The 18,378-nt window shown below is 47.8% G+C and carries 25 protein-coding genes; 22 read left to right on the top strand and 3 right to left on the bottom strand.

The window, feature by feature from the left end; genetic code table 11:
• Window positions 1–22: 22 nt before the first annotated feature.
• The 7 genes from POF51_RS04815 to POF51_RS04785 all read left to right on the top strand — a co-directional run bounded on the left by POF51_RS04815 (window position 23) and on the right by POF51_RS04785 (window position 6,257).
• Window positions 23–535, top strand: coding sequence for a YqhR family membrane protein (locus tag POF51_RS04815; RefSeq protein WP_069845448.1), 513 nt, complete (start codon window positions 23–25; stop codon window positions 533–535).
• A gap of 140 nt (window positions 536–675) precedes the next feature.
• Window positions 676–1,116: a type II 3-dehydroquinate dehydratase gene (gene aroQ, locus POF51_RS04810; RefSeq protein WP_007725740.1), complete on the top strand. Its 441-nt coding sequence runs from the start codon at window positions 676–678 to the stop codon at window positions 1,114–1,116.
• A 29-nt stretch (window positions 1,117–1,145) separates the two neighbouring features.
• The gene (locus tag POF51_RS04805; protein ID WP_069844610.1) at window positions 1,146–2,216 is read left to right on the top strand and encodes a M24 family metallopeptidase; all 1,071 of its coding nucleotides are present in this window, start codon (window positions 1,146–1,148) and stop codon (window positions 2,214–2,216) included.
• Window positions 2,217–2,257: 41 nt separating this feature from the next.
• Window positions 2,258–2,815 (top strand): elongation factor P, encoded by a 558-nt coding sequence (gene efp, locus POF51_RS04800; RefSeq protein WP_007725738.1) that lies wholly within the window; start codon window positions 2,258–2,260, stop codon window positions 2,813–2,815.
• Between the two features lie 144 nt (window positions 2,816–2,959).
• The gene (gene ant(6), locus POF51_RS04795; RefSeq protein WP_069845449.1) at window positions 2,960–3,814 is read left to right on the top strand and encodes an aminoglycoside 6-adenylyltransferase; all 855 of its coding nucleotides are present in this window, start codon (window positions 2,960–2,962) and stop codon (window positions 3,812–3,814) included.
• Between the two features lie 198 nt (window positions 3,815–4,012).
• The gene (locus POF51_RS04790) at window positions 4,013–4,582 is read left to right on the top strand and encodes an RNA polymerase sigma factor (protein WP_069844611.1); all 570 of its coding nucleotides are present in this window, start codon (window positions 4,013–4,015) and stop codon (window positions 4,580–4,582) included.
• A complete protein-coding gene (locus tag POF51_RS04785; RefSeq protein WP_069844612.1) occupies window positions 4,563–6,257 on the top strand; it encodes a DUF4179 domain-containing protein in 1,695 nt (564 codons plus the stop codon). Before POF51_RS04790 ends, POF51_RS04785 begins: the two co-directional genes overlap by 20 nt.
• A 52-nt stretch (window positions 6,258–6,309) precedes the next feature.
• On the opposite strand, the gene POF51_RS04780 is transcribed toward POF51_RS04785, so the two are convergent.
• Genes POF51_RS04780 through POF51_RS04770 form a run of 3 tightly spaced genes read right to left on the bottom strand, consistent with a single transcriptional unit; the run spans window position 6,310 to window position 8,336 of the window.
• Complete coding sequence (locus tag POF51_RS04780) at window positions 6,310–6,771, bottom strand: DUF441 domain-containing protein (protein ID WP_012686015.1); 462 nt, start codon at window positions 6,769–6,771, stop codon at window positions 6,310–6,312.
• Window positions 6,772–6,807: 36 nt separating this feature from the next.
• A complete protein-coding gene (locus POF51_RS04775) occupies window positions 6,808–7,524 on the bottom strand; it encodes a 2-phosphosulfolactate phosphatase (protein WP_069844613.1) in 717 nt (238 codons plus the stop codon).
• Complete coding sequence (locus POF51_RS04770) at window positions 7,515–8,336, bottom strand: phosphosulfolactate synthase (protein WP_069844614.1); 822 nt, start codon at window positions 8,334–8,336, stop codon at window positions 7,515–7,517. Before POF51_RS04770 ends, POF51_RS04775 begins: the two co-directional genes overlap by 10 nt.
• 149 nt (window positions 8,337–8,485) lie before the next feature.
• Between POF51_RS04770 and POF51_RS04765 the strand changes: the two genes are divergently transcribed.
• The 15 genes from POF51_RS04765 (at window position 8,486) to POF51_RS04695 (ending at window position 18,356) form a co-directional block, all read left to right on the top strand.
• Entirely contained in the window at window positions 8,486–8,749 is a 264-nt protein-coding gene (locus POF51_RS04765; protein WP_017247992.1) for a YqhV family protein, read from the top strand.
• Window positions 8,750–8,828: 79 nt separating this feature from the next.
• Window positions 8,829–9,302, top strand: coding sequence for a CD1247 N-terminal domain-containing protein (locus POF51_RS04760; RefSeq protein WP_069844615.1), 474 nt, complete (start codon window positions 8,829–8,831; stop codon window positions 9,300–9,302).
• A 146-nt stretch (window positions 9,303–9,448) separates the two neighbouring features.
• Window positions 9,449–10,411, top strand: a complete 963-nt coding sequence (gene spoIIIAA, locus POF51_RS04755) for a stage III sporulation protein AA (RefSeq protein WP_069844616.1) — start codon at window positions 9,449–9,451, stop codon at window positions 10,409–10,411.
• Window positions 10,399–10,917: a stage III sporulation protein SpoIIIAB gene (spoIIIAB, locus tag POF51_RS04750; RefSeq protein ID WP_069844617.1), complete on the top strand. Its 519-nt coding sequence runs from the start codon at window positions 10,399–10,401 to the stop codon at window positions 10,915–10,917. Before spoIIIAA ends, spoIIIAB begins: the two co-directional genes overlap by 13 nt.
• 16 nt (window positions 10,918–10,933) lie before the next feature.
• Complete coding sequence (gene spoIIIAC / locus POF51_RS04745) at window positions 10,934–11,137, top strand: stage III sporulation protein AC (protein ID WP_007725726.1); 204 nt, start codon at window positions 10,934–10,936, stop codon at window positions 11,135–11,137.
• Window positions 11,138–11,150: 13 nt separating this feature from the next.
• The gene (gene spoIIIAD / locus POF51_RS04740; RefSeq protein WP_017247996.1) at window positions 11,151–11,540 is read left to right on the top strand and encodes a stage III sporulation protein AD; all 390 of its coding nucleotides are present in this window, start codon (window positions 11,151–11,153) and stop codon (window positions 11,538–11,540) included.
• Between the two features lie 16 nt (window positions 11,541–11,556).
• Window positions 11,557–12,753: a stage III sporulation protein AE gene (gene spoIIIAE / locus POF51_RS04735; protein ID WP_069844618.1), complete on the top strand. Its 1,197-nt coding sequence runs from the start codon at window positions 11,557–11,559 to the stop codon at window positions 12,751–12,753.
• A gap of 8 nt (window positions 12,754–12,761) precedes the next feature.
• Complete coding sequence (gene spoIIIAF, locus POF51_RS04730; protein WP_069844619.1) at window positions 12,762–13,439, top strand: stage III sporulation protein AF; 678 nt, start codon at window positions 12,762–12,764, stop codon at window positions 13,437–13,439.
• A gap of 31 nt (window positions 13,440–13,470) precedes the next feature.
• A complete protein-coding gene (gene spoIIIAG / locus POF51_RS04725; RefSeq protein ID WP_083261489.1) occupies window positions 13,471–14,166 on the top strand; it encodes a stage III sporulation protein AG in 696 nt (231 codons plus the stop codon).
• 13 nt (window positions 14,167–14,179) lie between these two features.
• Window positions 14,180–14,854: a SpoIIIAH-like family protein gene (locus tag POF51_RS04720; RefSeq protein WP_069844620.1), complete on the top strand. Its 675-nt coding sequence runs from the start codon at window positions 14,180–14,182 to the stop codon at window positions 14,852–14,854.
• Between the two features lie 207 nt (window positions 14,855–15,061).
• Entirely contained in the window at window positions 15,062–15,562 is a 501-nt protein-coding gene (accB, locus tag POF51_RS04715) for an acetyl-CoA carboxylase biotin carboxyl carrier protein (RefSeq protein ID WP_017248002.1), read from the top strand.
• Window positions 15,563–15,578: 16 nt separating this feature from the next.
• Window positions 15,579–16,934, top strand: a complete 1,356-nt coding sequence (accC, locus tag POF51_RS04710) for an acetyl-CoA carboxylase biotin carboxylase subunit (protein WP_069844621.1) — start codon at window positions 15,579–15,581, stop codon at window positions 16,932–16,934.
• Between the two features lie 70 nt (window positions 16,935–17,004).
• Window positions 17,005–17,421 (top strand): Asp23/Gls24 family envelope stress response protein, encoded by a 417-nt coding sequence (locus POF51_RS04705; protein ID WP_017248004.1) that lies wholly within the window; start codon window positions 17,005–17,007, stop codon window positions 17,419–17,421.
• 152 nt (window positions 17,422–17,573) lie between these two features.
• The gene (gene amaP, locus POF51_RS04700) at window positions 17,574–18,131 is read left to right on the top strand and encodes an alkaline shock response membrane anchor protein AmaP (RefSeq protein WP_026043028.1); all 558 of its coding nucleotides are present in this window, start codon (window positions 17,574–17,576) and stop codon (window positions 18,129–18,131) included.
• Window positions 18,132–18,143: 12 nt separating this feature from the next.
• Window positions 18,144–18,356, top strand: coding sequence for a DUF2273 domain-containing protein (locus POF51_RS04695; protein ID WP_017248006.1), 213 nt, complete (start codon window positions 18,144–18,146; stop codon window positions 18,354–18,356).
• Window positions 18,357–18,378: the final 22 nt, after the last annotated feature.

Here is an 18,378-nt window from a genome sequence, read left to right as displayed (position 1 = left end):
CTAGAGAACAGAGGTGATGGAAATGGAAATAAGCAAAACAGGACGGAAACACAAGCAAGCGCGTGTATCCCATACGGAAGAAGAGAAGCAAGGGAGTAAAAGAGTCTCCACTTCGAAGATTTTGGAGGTCGCATTCTGGGGAACGATCATTTGGGGGCTCGTCCGGTTAATGGCTCACTTTTTGAACATGACCCCGTATGGAGTCGGAGCTTTTGCACGTCCCTTTATCAACATCGAGGACGAAAATAAGTTTGCGAGCGTGTGCCTTGGTGGTATCGTGCTATTCGTTGAAACAGCCGTTGCTTCCTTTGTGTTCAGCTTGCTTTTTAGCCGGATCCGTGCCTGGTGGTTGGGACTCGTCTACGGGGCTGGCATGCTAGTGATAGCAGGCTTCTTCTTTCATATCGGAAATTGGGAGATAGCCACTTTAAGTACGGAGGGCGCTTGGTATTTGACGTTTGGCTTGTTTATCGGGATGACAATCATACTCGAGCAATCCGACGAGAATCATACATGGAATGAGTCTACAAGGTAGGAGGATTTCTCCGTTCCTTGTCAAAATGGATGTAACAATGTTCGAAAAGTTTCATAGATGAATGCCCACTATGGAACTAGGACGGCATGTGGTAAAATGTTTCATTAGTAAAAAAACTTTTATAGGGAGAGGGATGGTCGATGACTTCCGTCTTGTTATTGAACGGACCCAACCTGAATTTATTGGGGACAAGGGAGCCGGATGTTTACGGAAGGGAAACGCTGGAGGATGTGGTGACAATCCTGACGGGTGTCATGGATGAGTTGGGCGGAAAGCTTGAGCATCTCCAATCGAATCACGAAGGTGTCCTCATCGACGCGATTCATCAGGCGAGAGGTGTCCATGACGGCATCTTGATCAATCCAGGGGCATTCACACATTACAGCTATGCGATCCGAGACGCATTGGCCAGTGTGGCTCTGCCAACGATTGAAGTACATATTTCCAATATTCATGCACGGGAACCATTTCGCCATCACTCAGTCATCGCTCCTATCGCGATTGGACAGGTTGTCGGATTGGGGATCGATGGATATGAATGGGCGCTAAGAGCGCTCGTCCGTAAAATCGAAAAAAAATAAAAGCTGTCAAAAAGGGGAAAAAGGCTGCCATGAAACAACGTTTGCATAAATTGCGTGAAGCACTTACACAAGTTGGAGCAGAGGCGTTTATTACCGAAAAAACAGAGAATCGCTTCTACTTGAGTGGTTTCACCGGATCAACGGGATGGGTAATTGTCACCGAAACAGAGGCGTTTCTCGTCACTGACTTCCGCTATGTGGAACAAGCGCAAGAACAAGCACCTGAATTTACTGTAGTAAATAACGAGAGAAAAGCTGTTGAAGCGATTGCAAAGCTCCTGCAAGAAAAAGGGATTAAGCGTTTGGCATTCGAGAGCAGCGTGGCCTTTAGCACCTATCAGGATTGGAACAAAGGATTTGACGGAGTAGAACTGGTGCCAACAAGCGGTCTGCTTGAAAAAATCCGCATGTTTAAAGACGAATCCGAGATGGTTATTATTCGTGAAGCGGTTCGTATCGCGGAAGCAGCATTTACGCATATTCAGGGCTACATCAAGCCAGGTGTGCGTGAATCCGATGTTGCTTTGGAATTGGAATACTTCATGCGCAAACAAGGAGCGACAGGCTCTGCATTTGATATGATCGTAGCGTCGGGTGTGCGCGGTGCTCTGCCACATGGACGAGCTTCCGAGAAAGTGATTCAGGCAGGGGAAATGGTTACGCTCGACTTTGGTGCTGCTTATCAGGGCTACAATTCCGATATCACACGCACATTGTCTGTGGGAGAGCCAGACCCGAAAATGCGTGAAATCTACGAAATCGTTCTGCGTGCACAGCTCGCAGGTTTGGAAGCACTGAAGCCAGGTGTATCCGCAAAAGACGCTGACGCAGCAACGAGAGATATCATCACAGCAGCAGGCTATGGCGATGCCTATGGACATAGCGCAGGTCACGGTCTCGGGCTGGAAGTTCACGAGCTGCCAGGGCTGTCGACTGTAAGTACCTTCGTATTGGAGCCAGGTATGCTCGTAACGATGGAGCCAGGTATTTACGTAACAGGACTTGGTGGCGTTCGCATCGAGGACGATGTGTGGATTACTGTCGATGGTCATGAGAACCTGAACAAGTCCACGAAAGAGTTGCTCATTTTGCCTGTGTAATTTATACTTATTCTGTTATTGATTGATTTGGGAGGACTACCATGATCTCTGTAAACGATTTTCGTACCGGTTTGACAATCGAAGTGGATGGCAATATTTTTACCGTGCTAGAATTCCAACACGTAAAACCAGGTAAAGGTGCGGCTTTCGTTCGCTCCAAACTGCGCAACCTGCGCAGCGGTAACACGACGGAAATGACTTTCCGCGGTGGTGAAAAAGTTAACCCTGCCCGTATCGAATCCAGCACGATGCAATATCTGTATGCGAGCGGAGACGAGTACACTTTCATGAACACAGAAACCTATGAGCAAATGACGTTCACTCAAAAGCAAATTGAGCGTGAACTGCGTTTCCTCAAGGAAAACATGAACGTGCAAATCATGCAGTACAACGGAGAAACAATCGGTATTCAATTGCCGAACACAGTTGAACTCGTTGTAACAGAATGTGAGCCAGGTGTAAAAGGTGACACTGCTTCTAACGTAACAAAGAAAGCAACCTTGGAAACTGGTTTCGTAGTAAACGTTCCTCTCTTCGTAGAAGAAGGAGAGCGTCTAATCATCGACACTCGTACGGAAGCATACGTTTCCCGCGCGTAAAAGTACGGATTGCAAGAAAAAGCTGTGCCCATATATGGGTGCAGCTTTTTTATTTGCTTCTCCTAATGATGCGGTATTGTAAAAATTATGCAATTGCACTACATTAAGTGGTACGGAGAAAGAGTAGGGTGGAGGGGTATGGCTTTGAGAACGGAACAAGAAATGATGAGCATGCTGATCGATTTCGCCAGGAAGGATGATCGAATCCGTTTGGTAACCTTGGAAGGGTCACGTACGAACAAAAATATACCCGCTGATCCATTCCAAGATTATGATATTTCGTATTTTGTGACAGAGATGGATTCTTTCAAGGAAAATGATCGATGGCTCGATGTTTTTGGGAATCGGATTATGATGCAAAAGCCGGAGGATATGGAGCTTTTTCCGTCCGAGTTAGGGAATTGGTTTTCCTATCTCATGCTATTTGAGGATGGAAATAAAGTAGATCTGACGCTGATTCCGATAGACGAGACAGAGCAGTATTTTGCAGATAGCGACGGTCTAGTTGAGGTATTGCTGGATAAGGACGAGCTTATTAAACACGAGGTGGTCGCTTCCGATCGTCAATATTGGACCCGGAAGCCAACTGCTAGAGAGTTTGATGACTGCTACAATGAATTTTGGATGGTCTCTACTTACGTTGTTAAAGGTCTGGCAAGAAAAGAAATCCTGTTTGCGATTGACCATCTCAACGAAATTTCCCGACCGAATTTGCTCCGAATGATGGCTTGGCAAATCGGATGTGAGAAAGGGTTTACCTTTAGTGTCGGGAAAAATTACAAATTTATAGATCACTATCTTCCAAAAGAAGATTGGGAAGCGTTACGATCCACTTATCACGAAAATGGCTACACGCAGATGTGGGAATCGTTATTCACTTGCTATGAATTATTTCGAAAGTACGCCAAAGCAGTGGCAGAAAGTCTCGGATATCCGTATCCAGATTACGATGAAGCCATTACCAAGTACGCGAAAAATATCTACCATTCATGGAAGTGATAGACGTCATTCGACCGCCCTTATCAAGGGCGGTTTTATTTTTGGAAGTGGAGACGGCCAGTGAATCCCCTTGAATCAAGCTTTTTTTTAAAAATGTATTCTTTTTTGGAAAGAAAAACCAAAATGATCCGTTAATCCATATGAACCTGCCAAAACGAACGCTGCGCAGCGAACTTTTTTGAAATGGGAGGATTTCCTTTGCAGGATGATTGGTTGCTCATACAACAGGTACAAACAGGGAATCGGGATGCCTATGCGCACCTGGTCGACAAGTACAAAGATCGATTATACAGCTATCTTTATCGAATGACGGGGCAGCAGCAAGATGCCCAAGACCTGACACAAGAGGCTTTCATCAAAGCGTACTGTCAACTGGATAAGTATAAGCCGACAGATGCTTTTTTGGCCTGGCTGTATCGGATTGCGTCCAACTTGTGTATAGACGCGTGGCGCAAGAACAAGCACTACACCAAAACACCTTTGGAAGAGATAAGGCTGATTGAATCCGATACACCTGAAAAAGCTTATTTGGAAAAAGAAAAGCAAGATAGCTTGCAGCAGCAAATCATGGCGTTAGGTGAAGATTACCGTGTCGTGTTTTTGCTGAAATACTTGGAACAGATGAGCTACAAAGAGATTAGCGAGCTTTTGCATGTTCCGGTCACAACTGTACAAATGCGTATCCATCACGCCAAGAAAAGGCTCCGGGCTAGTATCGCGCAAGAAATGTCAGGAGGTGCTTCTATCTATGAATTGCTCCAAAACTGAAGAGTTGCGCAAGTATTTGACTGGTGAGCTATCTGCAGGTGAAGCTAGACTGCTGGAACGACATGTCGAAGAGTGCCTGCTCTGCCAGCGGCAGATGATGGAGGAAGAGGATAACAGCGAGGAGTTTTCGAGCATGCACGTTCCAAGCGCGTTGCCCTCAAATTTTACTGCCCAGGTGATGACGGCGTTAGAGCAAGTGAAATTAACAAAGCCAAAACCAGATTGGAAAAAAAGGAGCGTAAACATTGTGAAGAAAACTGCGTTAGCCGTAGCGAGTGTCACGGCAATCATTACGTTTGGGTCCATGGTGTCACCGACTTTTGCGAGCTATGTAAACAGTGTCATCCAATCCATACAAGGCATCGACCAAGGAATGAAGCAGGCAGCGGAGAAAGGGTATGTCCAGCAAATCAATAAAAAGGTGACGGAACAAGGAATTACACTGCTTGTAAAAGAAGTGGTTGCAGATCCGGCGCGGATGGCGATCATTGCAAATATCGTGGATCAAAACGGCAAGCGTATCCCGTTTGATATGGAAAAAAACGCATTGTCCCTTACTTATAAAACGAAGTCAGGTGAAGACCTGAATCCTGGGGGAGGGGGCTATTCCTACGGGGAAGAAGGAGAGTATCTTGTCGTCAGTCATGATATTTTCCGATTCCTGAAAGATAGCAAATCATTGCCAGATGAGTTGATCGTCGGTGTCGAAGCAACCATGTTGGGAGGGAAAGAAGGTAGCTGGAAGGTAGAGTTTCCAGTTGATATGAAGAAGGCGAGGGAAGTGGCAAACTATACAGAGATCGGACGAAAATATATGACTCCGCATGGAATCGAGATCATGTTGCAAAACATTATGACGTTACCGAGCACAAGTATGATGGAGTTGGAAATAGACTGGACAAAAGAAAGAGAAGAACAAATCCAAAAATGGAAAGAGCAAAACGGCTGGATTGTAAAAGAGCCAAAACAAGGAACATTCACAGAGGCGGAGCGGATGGAGAGGTATTTCATCGACATGGGAGTCGCGTTTCAAATATTCGATGAAAAAGGGAATGTAGTAGCAGGATGGGACGATGCCCTGCATGAAGAACTTAACCAAATTCGAAAGAACAACGTCAAGCACTCGTACCGTGGAAAAGTGCATGATGACGGCAAAGGAGTTACGAAATGGAATGGGATAACTCCCCTGGCAAAGGATCAAGCGTACAAATTGAAAATGCACTCTCTGTATCTGTATGAGCCATCGAAATTTCAGGCAACCATCCCGGTGGATAGCTTGTTAAAGGATAAGGTGAGCGTGACAAACAATGATAGTACCTATACCTTAACGGGCTTTACCTTAAAAACAACGGAGGACGAAGAAAAAATTGGGAATGAGACCTATTTTGGAAAAGGTGCACTGATTCCGTTCTCGGCTATACTGCCAGAAGGGATCGTCTACACGACTGAATGGTCGGCACTGGATGAGTCCAAACAAACATACAATGTATCTCTTAACGGAACAACATATACAAGAGGCAAGGATGGAAGAGTGCATGTTACAGGAACATTCTTCATCCGCGACCTTGAAAAACAGCCGAAAGAAGTAAAGCTGTCTCACGCTATTCAACAACGCCAATACCAAGACCTCAACTGGGAAGTTCCATTTGAGACGTCCAATAACACCAAACGCTAAAACAACATAGACAAATCCCCCTCCTGCATGTAAAAGAGGGGGATTATGTTTTTTATCTGCTTCCAAACCATTCCCACAGCTTCAATACAAACGCAGTAATACCAGCGGCCATTAAAGGCCCGACGGGAATGCCTCGAAAGAACACAATGCCAATAATCGAGCCAATCACCAGACCGACAATCATATGTGGCTCAGAGCGCAGCAAATCGAGTCCTTTTCCATTCATCCAGGTGGCAATGGCTCCACCAGCTAGTGCTGTCAGTCCGACTACCGTCGTGAATAGTGGGGTGACGTCCTTCCACGATATTTTTTCGCTGGCGAATGGAACCAGTACGGAAATGGTCAAAAAGAGCAGGCCGAGCTCCAATCCGCGACGTTCTACCGTTGGGAAAAAACGCTCCAGCGCCGTTAGCTTCAACACCAACAATATACTCGCGGCAGTCGCAATAATTGGTGAGCGCCCAATAAGACCGATAACGATCAGGATGACGAGCATCACTTCTCCAGACATCATTGGCATCATAACCCCTGTCCCTGTTCTCCATTCACATTATGAGACAAGGTGTGGGAGTATGCGTTTCTCCTTGATATAGGGAACGATTTGATACTGATCTACTTGAGCGCAGTACCGTATATCGCTTGCGAGATGATGCTGGACGAGCCTTTTTCCTGTTGTTGTGTGGGGTAACAGCTCGCTCAGTTTTCCTGCGTAGTAAAGATAGCTCGCTTTTAGAACTTCACCCAGATCACAAATTTGGATGCTCGGTAACGATTGTTGTGCCTGGACAATCATCAAGCCGGCAGCCAGACCGTCTTCCAAAGCGAATTCAGACCGGGTACCTGCACAGTACAGCGTAATATCGAGATGATACGAAAGAGCGTGCTGCACGCATGCAGTGGCATTCAAGAAGCAGCCGATCAAGAGTACAGAGGCACGTTCTGCTTTTTGGATCGCGCGAGTCCCGTTCGTCGTGGTGAGAATCAGCTGGCTCCCCGTTTTCCCCAGAGAAGCGATTTCGGTTGGTGAGTTGTTGCAGTCAAATTCCGGGATTTTCTTGCAGTGGCGTTCACCAGCCAAAATACAGTCGTTGGCGCGCAGCGAGTTCGCTTGCCCAATGGTTTCGACCGGGATGACGCTACGAAATCCATTGCCTAATGCGGTGACAATCGTACTGGAGGCTCGAAGCACATCGATGACAATGACAACATGATTGCTGATCTGTTCAAAACGAATTTCTTCCACGGTCGGCACCACTTCTATTCGCACGGATAAACCCCCCCTCTCTCCATGAGTAGGGCTGTATCGCCGCGCAATCCTCGCCGTAGCGTCTCCACAGAGAATACATCCGTATAGGCAATATTTCCGAGATTTACGTCGCTGCCAACGGCCTTAATGAAGCAGACCTGTTGATCTTTTTGTGGGGCTTCCCAGATCAGGCGGGAGGCTTTTTCTTTGGCCGCCGAGACAATATCTCGAACGAAGGAATCGTCAATATTGCCGTCCCCGTCGCATACGCCGACAGTACCACTCTCTCTCGCTTCGACAATAACGTGACTGGCACCGTTGTGCAGGTCGAAGCTAAGTGTCTCCAGCAATTCCTCTCGACAAGCGCGATAATCGGCCGCTTTTTTCCCGACCTCAGTATAGACCACCAGATCATTGTCTAATGCGTAATTGATGGCTTCTTGACGCTGTGAGAAGGATAAAGGGAACGTTCCATCGGATATTTCTACCGCAGTAAAACCGAGAGTGCGAATCAGCTTCATATAATCTGCAATCGTATTATGACGGATAGCAATTTCAAAAAAAGTTCCTCCTGGCATGATGTGTACGCCATTTTGTTTTGCGAGGGTCAATTTTTGGTTGAGTATTTCGAGCGGATACAGAGCGATGGTGCCAAAACCGAGTTTGTATAGATCGATATAGGGAGCAGCCAGCGCTAACAAGTCGGAATAAGCGGTAAGCCCAAGGCCTTTGTCAATGACCATGGTTAAGCCCTTCGCACGGGGCTTCTCTCGTATTTGCCCGGACGGGTTTGCCCAGCTTTCAGGCAAAAACGATTGATCACACTCTACCATCGGCAAGTTCCTCATTTCTTCTAGGCGTATGGTTCAGTGTATGCCCAGCGGAGGGGAGGAGTGAGGGCAAAAGCCTATAGAGGAAATGCAAAAAGTGCTGAAATGATGTGGTACAGGCATAGAGTGAAAGGAGGGGAGGACGAGACGGTATGTTGGAAAAAGCAATTATGGGTATGGCGGCGCTTAGGGTCTTCTCAGGTAGTATCGAGATCATTGCAGCTTTGCTCATTTTAAAAGTGAACCAGGTCGAAAAAGCTCTGCTCATTAATTCAGGTCTTGCGATTGTCGGGCCAATCATCTTGATCACCACTACAACGATCGGTTTATTAGGCATGTCGGATCGGGTTAGCTTTGCCAAAATTGCCTGGATTCTGGTGGGGGTCTCCTGCATCTTGATTGGTGTCCGCAAGTAGTTACCCATTTCCTTCCATTGGTAAATGCTATCACGATGGGGAACGATATGTGGGAGAGATTGGATGGGAGGGAATGTGGATGCCAGAATCATTGGCGAATCGAATCGCATACTTGCAAGGGTTGGCAGATGGGTTGGAAGTGGGGGAGAAGAGCCCCGAAGGAAAAATTATGGTAGAGATGATTGAGATTCTAGGGGAGGTACAGGGTCAACTACGAGAGCTTCACTCGCGAGTGGAAGAGGCAGAGGATTATGTGGAGGCCTTGGATGAAGACTTAGAGGACATTGAGCTCTACCTTTTTGAAGATGATGATGACTTGTACGAAACCGTTGTCGATTGTGAGGACGATGACGACGAGTACGCGACTTTGTACGATTTGGATGATGATGAAGACGCACATCTGTATGAAGTACAAGTAGATCCCCATCTCGATACGACCTACGAGTTCGCATGCCCTAGCTGCCAAAAAGAAATCTATCTGCACGAAGGCAAAGATGAGGAAGGCTACCGACACTATGTAATAGAGCCGGTGGATAACAAGAAAAACAGATAATCCATGAGCTTTATAGGAAAAGCTTGCTACTCGCGTTCTAGCACGAGAGCAAGCTATTTTTTTTGCATAAATCTCGTCCACCTCAGCATAGGATGGAGGTAAGACAACGTGTACAAAGGCAGAATGCTGCAAAAGGAGGGTACCGGATGAATGAAATTTTGGCGATTCTGCCAGCAACTTTACGCACGATTTTGACGGCCCTTCCTATCGCGGTAAGAGAGAATTTGGAAGAGATTCGGCTTCGGCAAAACCAACCGCTAGAAGTCCGGTTTGGCCAACAATCTAGCTATGTGACACCGTCGGGGCAAATCACCTCGATACCCGCGCAAGGTTGGCTGTTTTCAGCAGAAGAGGCTGCAAAGCTCTTAAACCAGGTCAGCCAGCATTCTCTCTATGCCTTGGAAGAAGAGTTGAAAAGGGGTTACATCACGGTAGTTGGCGGCCATCGCATTGGCATTGCGGGGAAAGTGGTGCTGGACAAAGGTGAAGTGAAGGGAATCAGAGATGTGACCAGCTTCAACATCCGGATTGCCCGCGAGAAAAAAGGCGCGGCCAAGAAGGTCATGCCGTATTTGTTTGAGGATGGCAAATTGCTGAACACGCTGCTCATCTCCCCACCCCAGTGCGGGAAGACAACCTTGTTGCGTGATATGGCGCGAACCATCAGCTACGGGAGCGAGTGGTCTTCAAGTCGTAAGGTAGGAATTGTGGACGAGCGTTCTGAGTTGGCGGGATGCTTGCAAGGGGTTCCTCAACGAGACGTCGGTCCACGAACGGACGTGCTGGATGCTTGCCCAAAAGCTGCAGGGATGATGATGATGATTCGCTCCATGTCTCCTGATGTTCTGATTGTGGACGAGGTGGGAAGAGCGGAGGATGGCGATGCAGTCTGGGAAGCGATTCATGCAGGGGTAGCCGTCATTTGCTCGGCACATGGAGCGAGCGTCAAGGAAGTAGCCGAACGCCCCATGCTGGGCAAGCTGATTCGATATGGTGCCTTTTCCCGCTATATCGTACTCAGCCGCGCAAAAGGTGTTGGAACAATCCAGGCCATCTACGATCAAAGCATGAACCTGGTTGAAAGGGAGAAAGTTTCATGGTCAAGCTGATGGGAGCCGTACTCATCCTGTTTTCAGCGTCGATGGTTGGTTGGCAGATCGGCAAGTATTACGCGAATCGTCCCGTTCAGCTTCGGGCACTGCTCGTTGCTCTGCAAATGCTCGAAACGGAAATTATGTTCGGGATGACTCCATTACAGCGGGCTTTTGTGAAGGTCGGTCATCGCGTCTCCGAAGAGGTAGGGAAAGTATTTCTACTGGCAGCTGAATTCTTGCAGACAGAACAGGCGCATTCGGCTGAGGAAGCCTTGCAACAAGCAATGAATAGACTCTGGGCCCAAACCGCCTTGCGCAGACAAGAGCGAGAGGTGCTGGAGAGTCTAGGTCAGGTACTTGGATCATCCGATCGGGAAGACCAGCAAAAGCATTTGCGCCTAGCTGTCACCCACCTGCGAGGGCTGGAAGAGGAGGCTCGTGCAGAACAGGAAAAGTACGAAAAAATGTACAAGAGTTTGGGCTTTTTAGGTGGACTCTTGGTCGTCATCCTGATGTTCTAAAGGCGAGGTGTTCACAGTGGATTTTGATTTGACACCTGTTTTCCAGATAGGAGCAGTAGGGTTCATAACAGCCATCCTGCATACAGTCCTGAAGCAGGCGGGCAAGGAAGATATTGCGCATTGGGCAACTCTAGTCGGATTCATCATTGTCCTGTACATGGTGTCCCATTACATCGGTGATCTGTTCTCCGAGGTAAAACGCGTCTTCCTGTTCAACTGAGGAGGGGCTCCAGATGGAGATTGTACAAATTGTCGGACTAGGACTGGTGGCTACCATTCTCGCGCTAGTCATTAAGGAACAGAAGCCGATGTTCGCCTTTTTGCTGGCGATCGCGAGCGGAGTCATCATCTTTTACTTTCTCGTCGGAAAAATAGCAGATGTCATTCGAGTTTTGGAAAAATTGGCAGTTCAAGCAGATTTGAACCTTGTGTTTCTGGAAACGATTCTAAAAATCATTGGAATTGCCTACATTGCTGAATTCGGGGCACAGATGACCCGAGATGCTGGACAAGGTGCGATAGCTTCGAAAATCGAGCTCGCTGGAAAAGTCCTCATACTGGTTATGGCTGTACCGATCATCCAAATCATTATCGAAACAGTGATCGACTTGTTGCCGGCATAAGGGAGGTGGGATGTCCATGGCACACACTTGCAAGCTGATCCTGTTCTTGTTCCTGCTTCTTGCCTTGTTTCCAGTTGCCGTGTCTGCTGCTGTGACACCCGCTGTGACACCTGTAGCCGGTCCGATCAATCAAATCGTGCAACAACAGGTCGATCACTTGCAACTAGACAGAGTCGAACAGTATTGGCATCAGTTGCAGCGCGACTATAAAGGGTACTTGCCCGACTTGAAATCGGAAGGCTTTATCCAAATCCTCATGCAGCAAGGTGACCTCAGTATTTCAGGAGTCCTGCAAGGAATGGGCAAATTCATCTTTCATGAGATTTTGATGAATGGCAAGCTGCTCAGCTCCATCATTATCATTACGGTATTCGCGATGATTCTCGAAACGATGCAGAACGCCTTTGAACGCAATGCGGTATCGACAGTGGCGTACTCGATTACTTATCTCGTCTTGATGGTACTCGCGATCAACAGCTTTCATGTCGCCATTACCTATGCCAAAGATGCAATCGCGAACATGTCTGATTTCATGCTAGCCATGATCCCACTCGTCATCGCGCTGCTTGCTTCGGTAGGCAATCTGGCATCCGCCACTATGTTTCACCCGCTGATTATCTTCATGATCAACACCAGTGGCATGATGATCTCTTATGTCGTGTTTCCGCTTCTGTTTCTCTCTGCGATGCTCTCTATCGTCAGCCTGTTTTCAGAGAGGTACAAAGTCACACAGTTAGCGACCTTACTTCGCAATATTGCAATGGGTGTCCTTGGCTCATTTCTGACGATTTTTCTCGCCATCATTTCCATACAGGGAGCGACTTCAGCTGTTGCGGACGGGGTCACTCTCCGAACAGCGAAATACATCACGGGCAATTTCATCCCGATCGTAGGTCGTGTGTTCTCCGATGCGGCAGATACTGTACTCAATGCCTCGCTACTTGTCAAAAATGCCGTCGGCTTGGCAGGAGTTTTAATTCTGATCATGCTATGCGCGTTTCCGGCTTTGAAGATACTGGTACTGGCTCTGATCTACAATCTGTCATCTGCCGTACTCCAACCGCTTGGAAACAGCCCAATCATCAGTGCGTTAGGTACGATTGGGAAAAGTCTTTTGTTCGTCTTTGCTGCTTTGGCGACAGTCGGCTTGATGTTCTTTCTGGCGATTACGATCATTATTGCGGCGGGCAACATCTCCATGATGGTTCGGTAGGTGATGAAATGACGTGGTTAACACTGTGGTTGAAAAAAATTATCCTGCTCGTCCTTTTGGCTGCCTTCCTTGATCTGATCCTGCCCAATACGACACTGCAGCGCTACGTAAAAATGGTGATGGGCTTGATTCTCTTGCTGACGATCATTTCTCCCGTGTTTAGTCTGTTCAGCCTCTCACAGGAAGATTTGGCCTTTCGTCTGGATCGCTACCAACAAGAGCTGAACAAGCCTGCTTCGGCAGAGTGGAAACGCATCACTGACAAGCTGCTCGGTCAACAAAACCAACAGATGACCGCTTACGTACAGTCACAGGTAGCGTCCTCGGTAAAAGCCAGTGTCAAAGAGCAGTACGGCGTAACAGTCGAAGATGTCACGATTACCGTCAATCAGCAAAATCCGGAACAGCCAACCCTTGAGCGAATCGAGTTGGTAGTCGGTGACGCGAACAAGGAAGAGCAAAAAGGGCAGAGCACGATTGAACCGATTAAACCTGTCCAGCCTGTTGAGATTACGATTGGCGAGCCCATTGAAATACAACCTGATCCCAAATCAGATATTGCAGCAACAGCTCACCATGACAACCCACTTTACGCGCAAATCACAAACGATGTCGCCAAAGAGTGGGGGCTTTCGAAGAGTCAGGTCGTCATCAAAGACGAATCGAGAGAAAGAGAGAAACAGTAGCGGATACTGTCAGTGAAGCGAGGTGAGAACAATGAACCAATTGTGGGAAAAGCTGAAAAGTCTGTTCATGAAGCGACAAGGCGAAACGATGCAGGAAGAAAAGAAAATCGTGGTGGGGAGCAAGGGCAAAAACCAAAAACTAAAGCCGCTGCATTATTTCATCGTCATATTGGGAGTAGGTGTAGCCATCATGATTTTGACGGATTTCCTCAGAGTGGAAAAAGATCAGCCACTCGGATTTGGAGATATAGGGAGTGAGGCGCCAGGTCCTCCTGGAGGCGATTCAACTTCCCAGGTGCTGGGGGGATCAGCGACTACCGACGTCATTGCAGAATATGAAAACATTTACGAGACACAGCTTCGCGATATCCTCGCTTCTGTTGTCGGCGTCGGCGAAGTAGAGGTCATGGTCAATCTGGAATCAACACCAGAGCTGGTTGTGGAAAAAAATCGCAACATTCGTTCCTCAACCAATCAGGAAATGGACAAAGAAAAGGCAACCCGCAATCAAAATGACCAGTCACGAGATGAGCAGGTCGTCATCGTGCAAGGCGGCAAGCAAGATGCCCCTGTCATTGTGAAGACGTTGAAGCCGAAAGTCCGCGGGGTCCTGGTAGTGGCTAAAGGGGCCGATAACATCCAGGTTAAAGCGTGGATCACTGAAGCCGTTCAAAAGGTTTTGGATGTACCCGCTTATAAAATATCCATTTTGCCCAAAAAAGGGTAGGAGGTAATGGCGAATGATTCTGCGAAAGCAAACGGTATGGTTGTTGACAATGCTTGCTGTCATGGTTGTGCTCTCCGGATATTACTTGGTGAAGGGGCCGCAAGAACAGGTCCCAACATCAGGAAAAGAGCAAGCCGTCCAGAAACAAGAGCAAATTTCTGGCGTGGTTGTTGAATCGAAGCAAGTAGATCACGCCCCACAAGCAACTCCTGTCGATCAAGCTCCAAAGGCAACTCCGGTAGACGAAAAAAATGGCACGCAGGAAGCCAAAACTCCTGCTGCGCCAGAAGCGAAACCAGCGGCTACGAACACGGTCGTCCCAGTAGCGGAAACGGCGAGTGAAATCTTCCAAGGCTACAAAATGAAACGCGAAGCCATGCTGCAGCAACAAAAAGACGAACAGCTCGCAATCGTAAACAGCACGGAGTCCTCTCCGCAGGCAGTAGCAGAAGCGATGGCTAAGTTTGAAGAACTGTCCAACATGGAAAGTGCCACAATGACTGCAGAAGAAATGCTCAAGGCGAGTGGCTATCAGGATGCGGTCGTTACTGTCCAAAATGACAAGGCGACAGTCCTTGTACAAAAAGATAAATTGAGCGCCAACGAGGTCGTGGAAATCATTGCAAACGTGAAGCAGCACTTGAATATCCCAGCGACAAACATAAACGTACAATACAAGTCATCCTAATAAAAGCTGCGGTAGTTTCTCGTTATAAGGGATAGGAGAAACGGGCATGATGGTAAGGATTTTCTCGCTTCTGTTGGAAAAGAAGCGGGGAAATCCTTTCTTGACGTGGTTTAGGCAACAGGCTACCATGGATTTATGGTTTGCCAAAAGGATACATAATGGACTCCACGAACCTTATTGAAAGAAAAGAAGGAGTGCTTGTTCGTAATGAAAATGCATGAAATCCGCGAAATTATTAAGTTAATTGATCAATCTTCCATTCAAGAATTTAACTTGGAAACAGAAGGTGCCAAGGTGTCTCTGAAAAAATCCAATGGTACGGAAACGATTGTCGTCACGCAACCAGCGGTTCAAGCTCCTGTTGCAGCACCAGTTGCACATATCCCGGCTCAGCCAGTTGTTGCGGCAGCGCCAGTCGTAGCAGAAGCTCCGAAAGCAGCAGCTGTACAAGCATCGGATGACGCCAATCTCCACAAGATTGTATCTCCAATGGTAGGGACTTTCTATAGCGCACCAGAACCAGGCAAGCCGGCTTATGTACAAGCTGGTGACAAAGTGACTGCGAGCAAAGTCGTTTGCATCGTGGAAGCTATGAAACTCTTTAACGAAATCGAAGCAGAAGTAAGCGGCGAGATCGTGAAAGTGCTTGTAGAAGACGGTCAATTGGTTGAGTATGGCCAAGCATTGTTTTTGGTGAAGCCAGAATAAGGTGGGGGAGAGCGGAATGTTTCAAAAAGTATTGATTGCCAATCGCGGGGAAATTGCCGTGCGTATTATCCGGGCATGCCGCGAGCTGGGCATTCGTACGGTCGCCGTCTACTCCGAAGCGGATCGTGAAGCGCTTCATGTGAAGCTGGCCGACGAAGCCTACTGTATTGGTCCAAAGGCATCCAAGGAAAGCTATTTGAATATAGCAAACATCATGAGTGTAGCGACCAAGGTAGGGGCAGACGCCATCCATCCTGGTTATGGCTTCTTGGCAGAAAACGCCGACTTTGCCGAGATTTGTACCGCCTGCAACATTACCTTTATCGGTCCAGACCCAGAAGCAATTGTGAAGATGGGGGACAAGTCCACAGCTAAGGATACGATGAAAACGGCAGGTGTACCTACTGTACCAGGTACGGAAGGACTGATCGAAGATGTGGCTGACGCTGTAGTCACCGCAAACCAGATTGGCTATCCTGTCATGGTCAAAGCAACAGCGGGTGGCGGCGGACGCGGAATGCGCGTAGCCGTTGACGACGAAGATTTGGAAAAAGCGATTCGTCAGGCGCAAAACGAGGCGAAAACGGCTTTTGGAAATCCAGGGGTTTACTTGGAGAAGTTCGTGGAAGGTCCACGACATGTAGAAATTCAAATCATGGCCGACAAGCATGGCAATGCCGTATTCCTGGGTGAGCGCGACTGCTCCATCCAACGTCGTCACCAAAAGCTGATCGAGGAAGCGCCATCTCCAGCATTGAGTGAAGAGCTGCGCCGACAAATGGGTGAAGCTGCTGTTGCGGCGGCAAAAGCCGTTTCCTATCATGGTGCGGGCACTGTCGAGTTTTTGCTGGATAAACACGGAAAGTTCTACTTCATGGAAATGAATACGCGTATTCAGGTAGAGCACCCTGTAACCGAGCTGGTGACTGGCTTTGACCTGATCAAGGAGCAGTTGACCGTAGCGGCAGGGCAACCATTGTCCTTCACACAAGAGGATATCCAAATGGATGGCTGGGCTATTGAATGCCGCATTAATGCTGAGAATCCTGCGAAAAACTTCATGCCTTCGCCAGGTCGTATCACGGAATATTTGGCGCCAGGCGGCTTTGGTGTGCGCGTAGACAGTGCAGCGTATGCGGGATATTCCATTCCGCCATACTACGACTCTATGATCGCCAAGCTGATTGTGTGGGGCAAGGATCGTAACGAAGCGATTGACCGTATGAAGCGTGCCTTGAGCGAATTCGTCGTAGAGGGTATTACGACGACGATTCCATTCCATTTGAAGGTATTGGAGCATGAAGTATTTGTCAGCGGTCATTTCGATACGAAATTCTTGGAAACCTACGATTTGAAGCTGGATGAAGAGTAAGTAGGGCTGATTTGTAAAAATACGGTGTGCTTGGTATAATGAAATACAAATCTAAAGGGAGGTGCGAAGCATGGAAGAGTTTACTCCAGATTTAGATAGAACAGAACTTGGTAAGGTCCAGATCGCTCCCGAAGTGTTGGAAGTGATTGCCGGCATGGCTGCGTCCGAAGTAGAAGGCGTAGCACAAATGAGCGGCGGTTTCGTAGGAGAAATAGCTGAACGTTTAGGCCGTAAAAATATAGCTCGTGGCGTTCGAGTGGAGGTTGGCTCCAAAGAAGCAGCGGTTGATGTGTCTATCATTGTCAAATACGGACATCGCATCCCGGAAGTCGCTCGAAATATTCAAGATAGTGTACGCAATGGGATTGAGAGCATGACAGGTCTTTCGGTAGTTGAAGTAAACGTACATATCGTTGATGTTGAGTTGAAAGCTGAAGAAAAAGCACCGGCACCAGTACCGGTTGAAGAACACCAGCGCGTGCGCTAACAAGCAGCGGATGGATGCCCCCTACGAACAGGGGGCATTTTCCTCATTTGAAAACGTGATTTTGTTTAGGCTTTCAGCGTAAATTCATGGAGTGTTCCGGAGCGTGCCGTGTTTGTCTCCTTTTTCAAACATGGCTGAAAGGAGAGGTGCTTGTGAACTTGTTTGACCGTTTTATCTTGACGATTTATAGCTTTGCGCTTATTGTGTTGTCCTGCATCGCGATAGCAGCGACCAGCGGATTGATCCATCCAGATTTTTTCCGTCCGTACGTGGATCAGATACTGGCGGGTACGAACATCACCTATCTCATTGTCGCGATTATTTTCCTCGTAGTCAGCCTTCGCTTCTTTTTCAGTTCTTTCCGCTCTAACAAGCCTAAAGTAGAACGGGGAATCCGTCAGCGCAGTGATTTGGGTGAGGTCAACATTACGATTCAGACGATCCAGACCATTGCAGAGCGTGCAGCCCGCCGAGTGAAAGGAGTGCGCGACATGAAAACGACAGTCAAAGCACTCGAGAGCGGCAATATTATCACTCTGCGTGTTTCGGTAGATGGAGAAACGCCATTGCCTGAACTGACACAGAAGCTACAGGCTGACGTGAAGGAGCAAGTCGAAGGGATTGCTGGGGTTGTCATTTCCGAGGTGGTCATTGTCGTGACGGAAGTAGCTCAGCAGGAAAACTACGCGGCTCGTAAACGGGTGGAATAGAAGGTGAAGTCCATGGTAAGGGAGTTAATGTGGGAACACAAGGGGAAGCTAATGGGGGTTTTGGCCGGACTTTTTTTCGGCATCATCTACCTTCTCGTGGGATTTTGGGATACACTGGTTTTTGTTGTGTTTGTCGGGACCGGTTATTATATTGGTCGCAAGCTCGATCATAAAGAAGACTTGCGTGAGATACTCGACAAGATTTTGCCAGGCAAGTTTCGGTGACATAAAGAAAGTCCGAGCTCAA

This window comes from Brevibacillus sp. AG, from assembly GCF_028369215.1.
GTDB lineage: Bacteria > Bacillota > Bacilli > Brevibacillales > Brevibacillaceae > Brevibacillus > Brevibacillus porteri.
This window is presented reverse-complemented; position numbering and strand designations above follow the sequence as displayed.

Coding starts and splice junctions, on each gene's coding strand:
- POF51_RS04765 (WP_017247992.1), top strand. CDS start 8,486: ATGTTGGAAAAAGCAATTATGGGTATGGCGGCGCTTAGGGTCTTCTCA.
- POF51_RS04785 (WP_069844612.1), top strand. CDS start 4,563: ATGAATTGCTCCAAAACTGAAGAGTTGCGCAAGTATTTGACTGGTGAG.
- spoIIIAA (WP_069844616.1), top strand. CDS start 9,449: ATGAATGAAATTTTGGCGATTCTGCCAGCAACTTTACGCACGATTTTG.
- accC (WP_069844621.1), top strand. CDS start 15,579: ATGTTTCAAAAAGTATTGATTGCCAATCGCGGGGAAATTGCCGTGCGT.
- spoIIIAD (WP_017247996.1), top strand. CDS start 11,151: ATGGAGATTGTACAAATTGTCGGACTAGGACTGGTGGCTACCATTCTC.
- POF51_RS04760 (WP_069844615.1), top strand. CDS start 8,829: ATGCCAGAATCATTGGCGAATCGAATCGCATACTTGCAAGGGTTGGCA.
- accB (WP_017248002.1), top strand. CDS start 15,062: ATGAAAATGCATGAAATCCGCGAAATTATTAAGTTAATTGATCAATCT.
- spoIIIAF (WP_069844619.1), top strand. CDS start 12,762: ATGACGTGGTTAACACTGTGGTTGAAAAAAATTATCCTGCTCGTCCTT.
- POF51_RS04720 (WP_069844620.1), top strand. CDS start 14,180: ATGATTCTGCGAAAGCAAACGGTATGGTTGTTGACAATGCTTGCTGTC.
- spoIIIAG (WP_083261489.1), top strand. CDS start 13,471: ATGAACCAATTGTGGGAAAAGCTGAAAAGTCTGTTCATGAAGCGACAA.
- aroQ (WP_007725740.1), top strand. CDS start 676: ATGACTTCCGTCTTGTTATTGAACGGACCCAACCTGAATTTATTGGGG.
- POF51_RS04705 (WP_017248004.1), top strand. CDS start 17,005: ATGGAAGAGTTTACTCCAGATTTAGATAGAACAGAACTTGGTAAGGTC.
- POF51_RS04805 (WP_069844610.1), top strand. CDS start 1,146: ATGAAACAACGTTTGCATAAATTGCGTGAAGCACTTACACAAGTTGGA.
- spoIIIAE (WP_069844618.1), top strand. CDS start 11,557: ATGGCACACACTTGCAAGCTGATCCTGTTCTTGTTCCTGCTTCTTGCC.
- POF51_RS04815 (WP_069845448.1), top strand. CDS start 23: ATGGAAATAAGCAAAACAGGACGGAAACACAAGCAAGCGCGTGTATCC.
- POF51_RS04770 (WP_069844614.1), bottom strand. CDS start 8,336: ATGGTAGAGTGTGATCAATCGTTTTTGCCTGAAAGCTGGGCAAACCCG.
- efp (WP_007725738.1), top strand. CDS start 2,258: ATGATCTCTGTAAACGATTTTCGTACCGGTTTGACAATCGAAGTGGAT.
- POF51_RS04695 (WP_017248006.1), top strand. CDS start 18,144: ATGGTAAGGGAGTTAATGTGGGAACACAAGGGGAAGCTAATGGGGGTT.
- spoIIIAB (WP_069844617.1), top strand. CDS start 10,399: ATGGTCAAGCTGATGGGAGCCGTACTCATCCTGTTTTCAGCGTCGATG.
- POF51_RS04780 (WP_012686015.1), bottom strand. CDS start 6,771: ATGATGTCTGGAGAAGTGATGCTCGTCATCCTGATCGTTATCGGTCTT.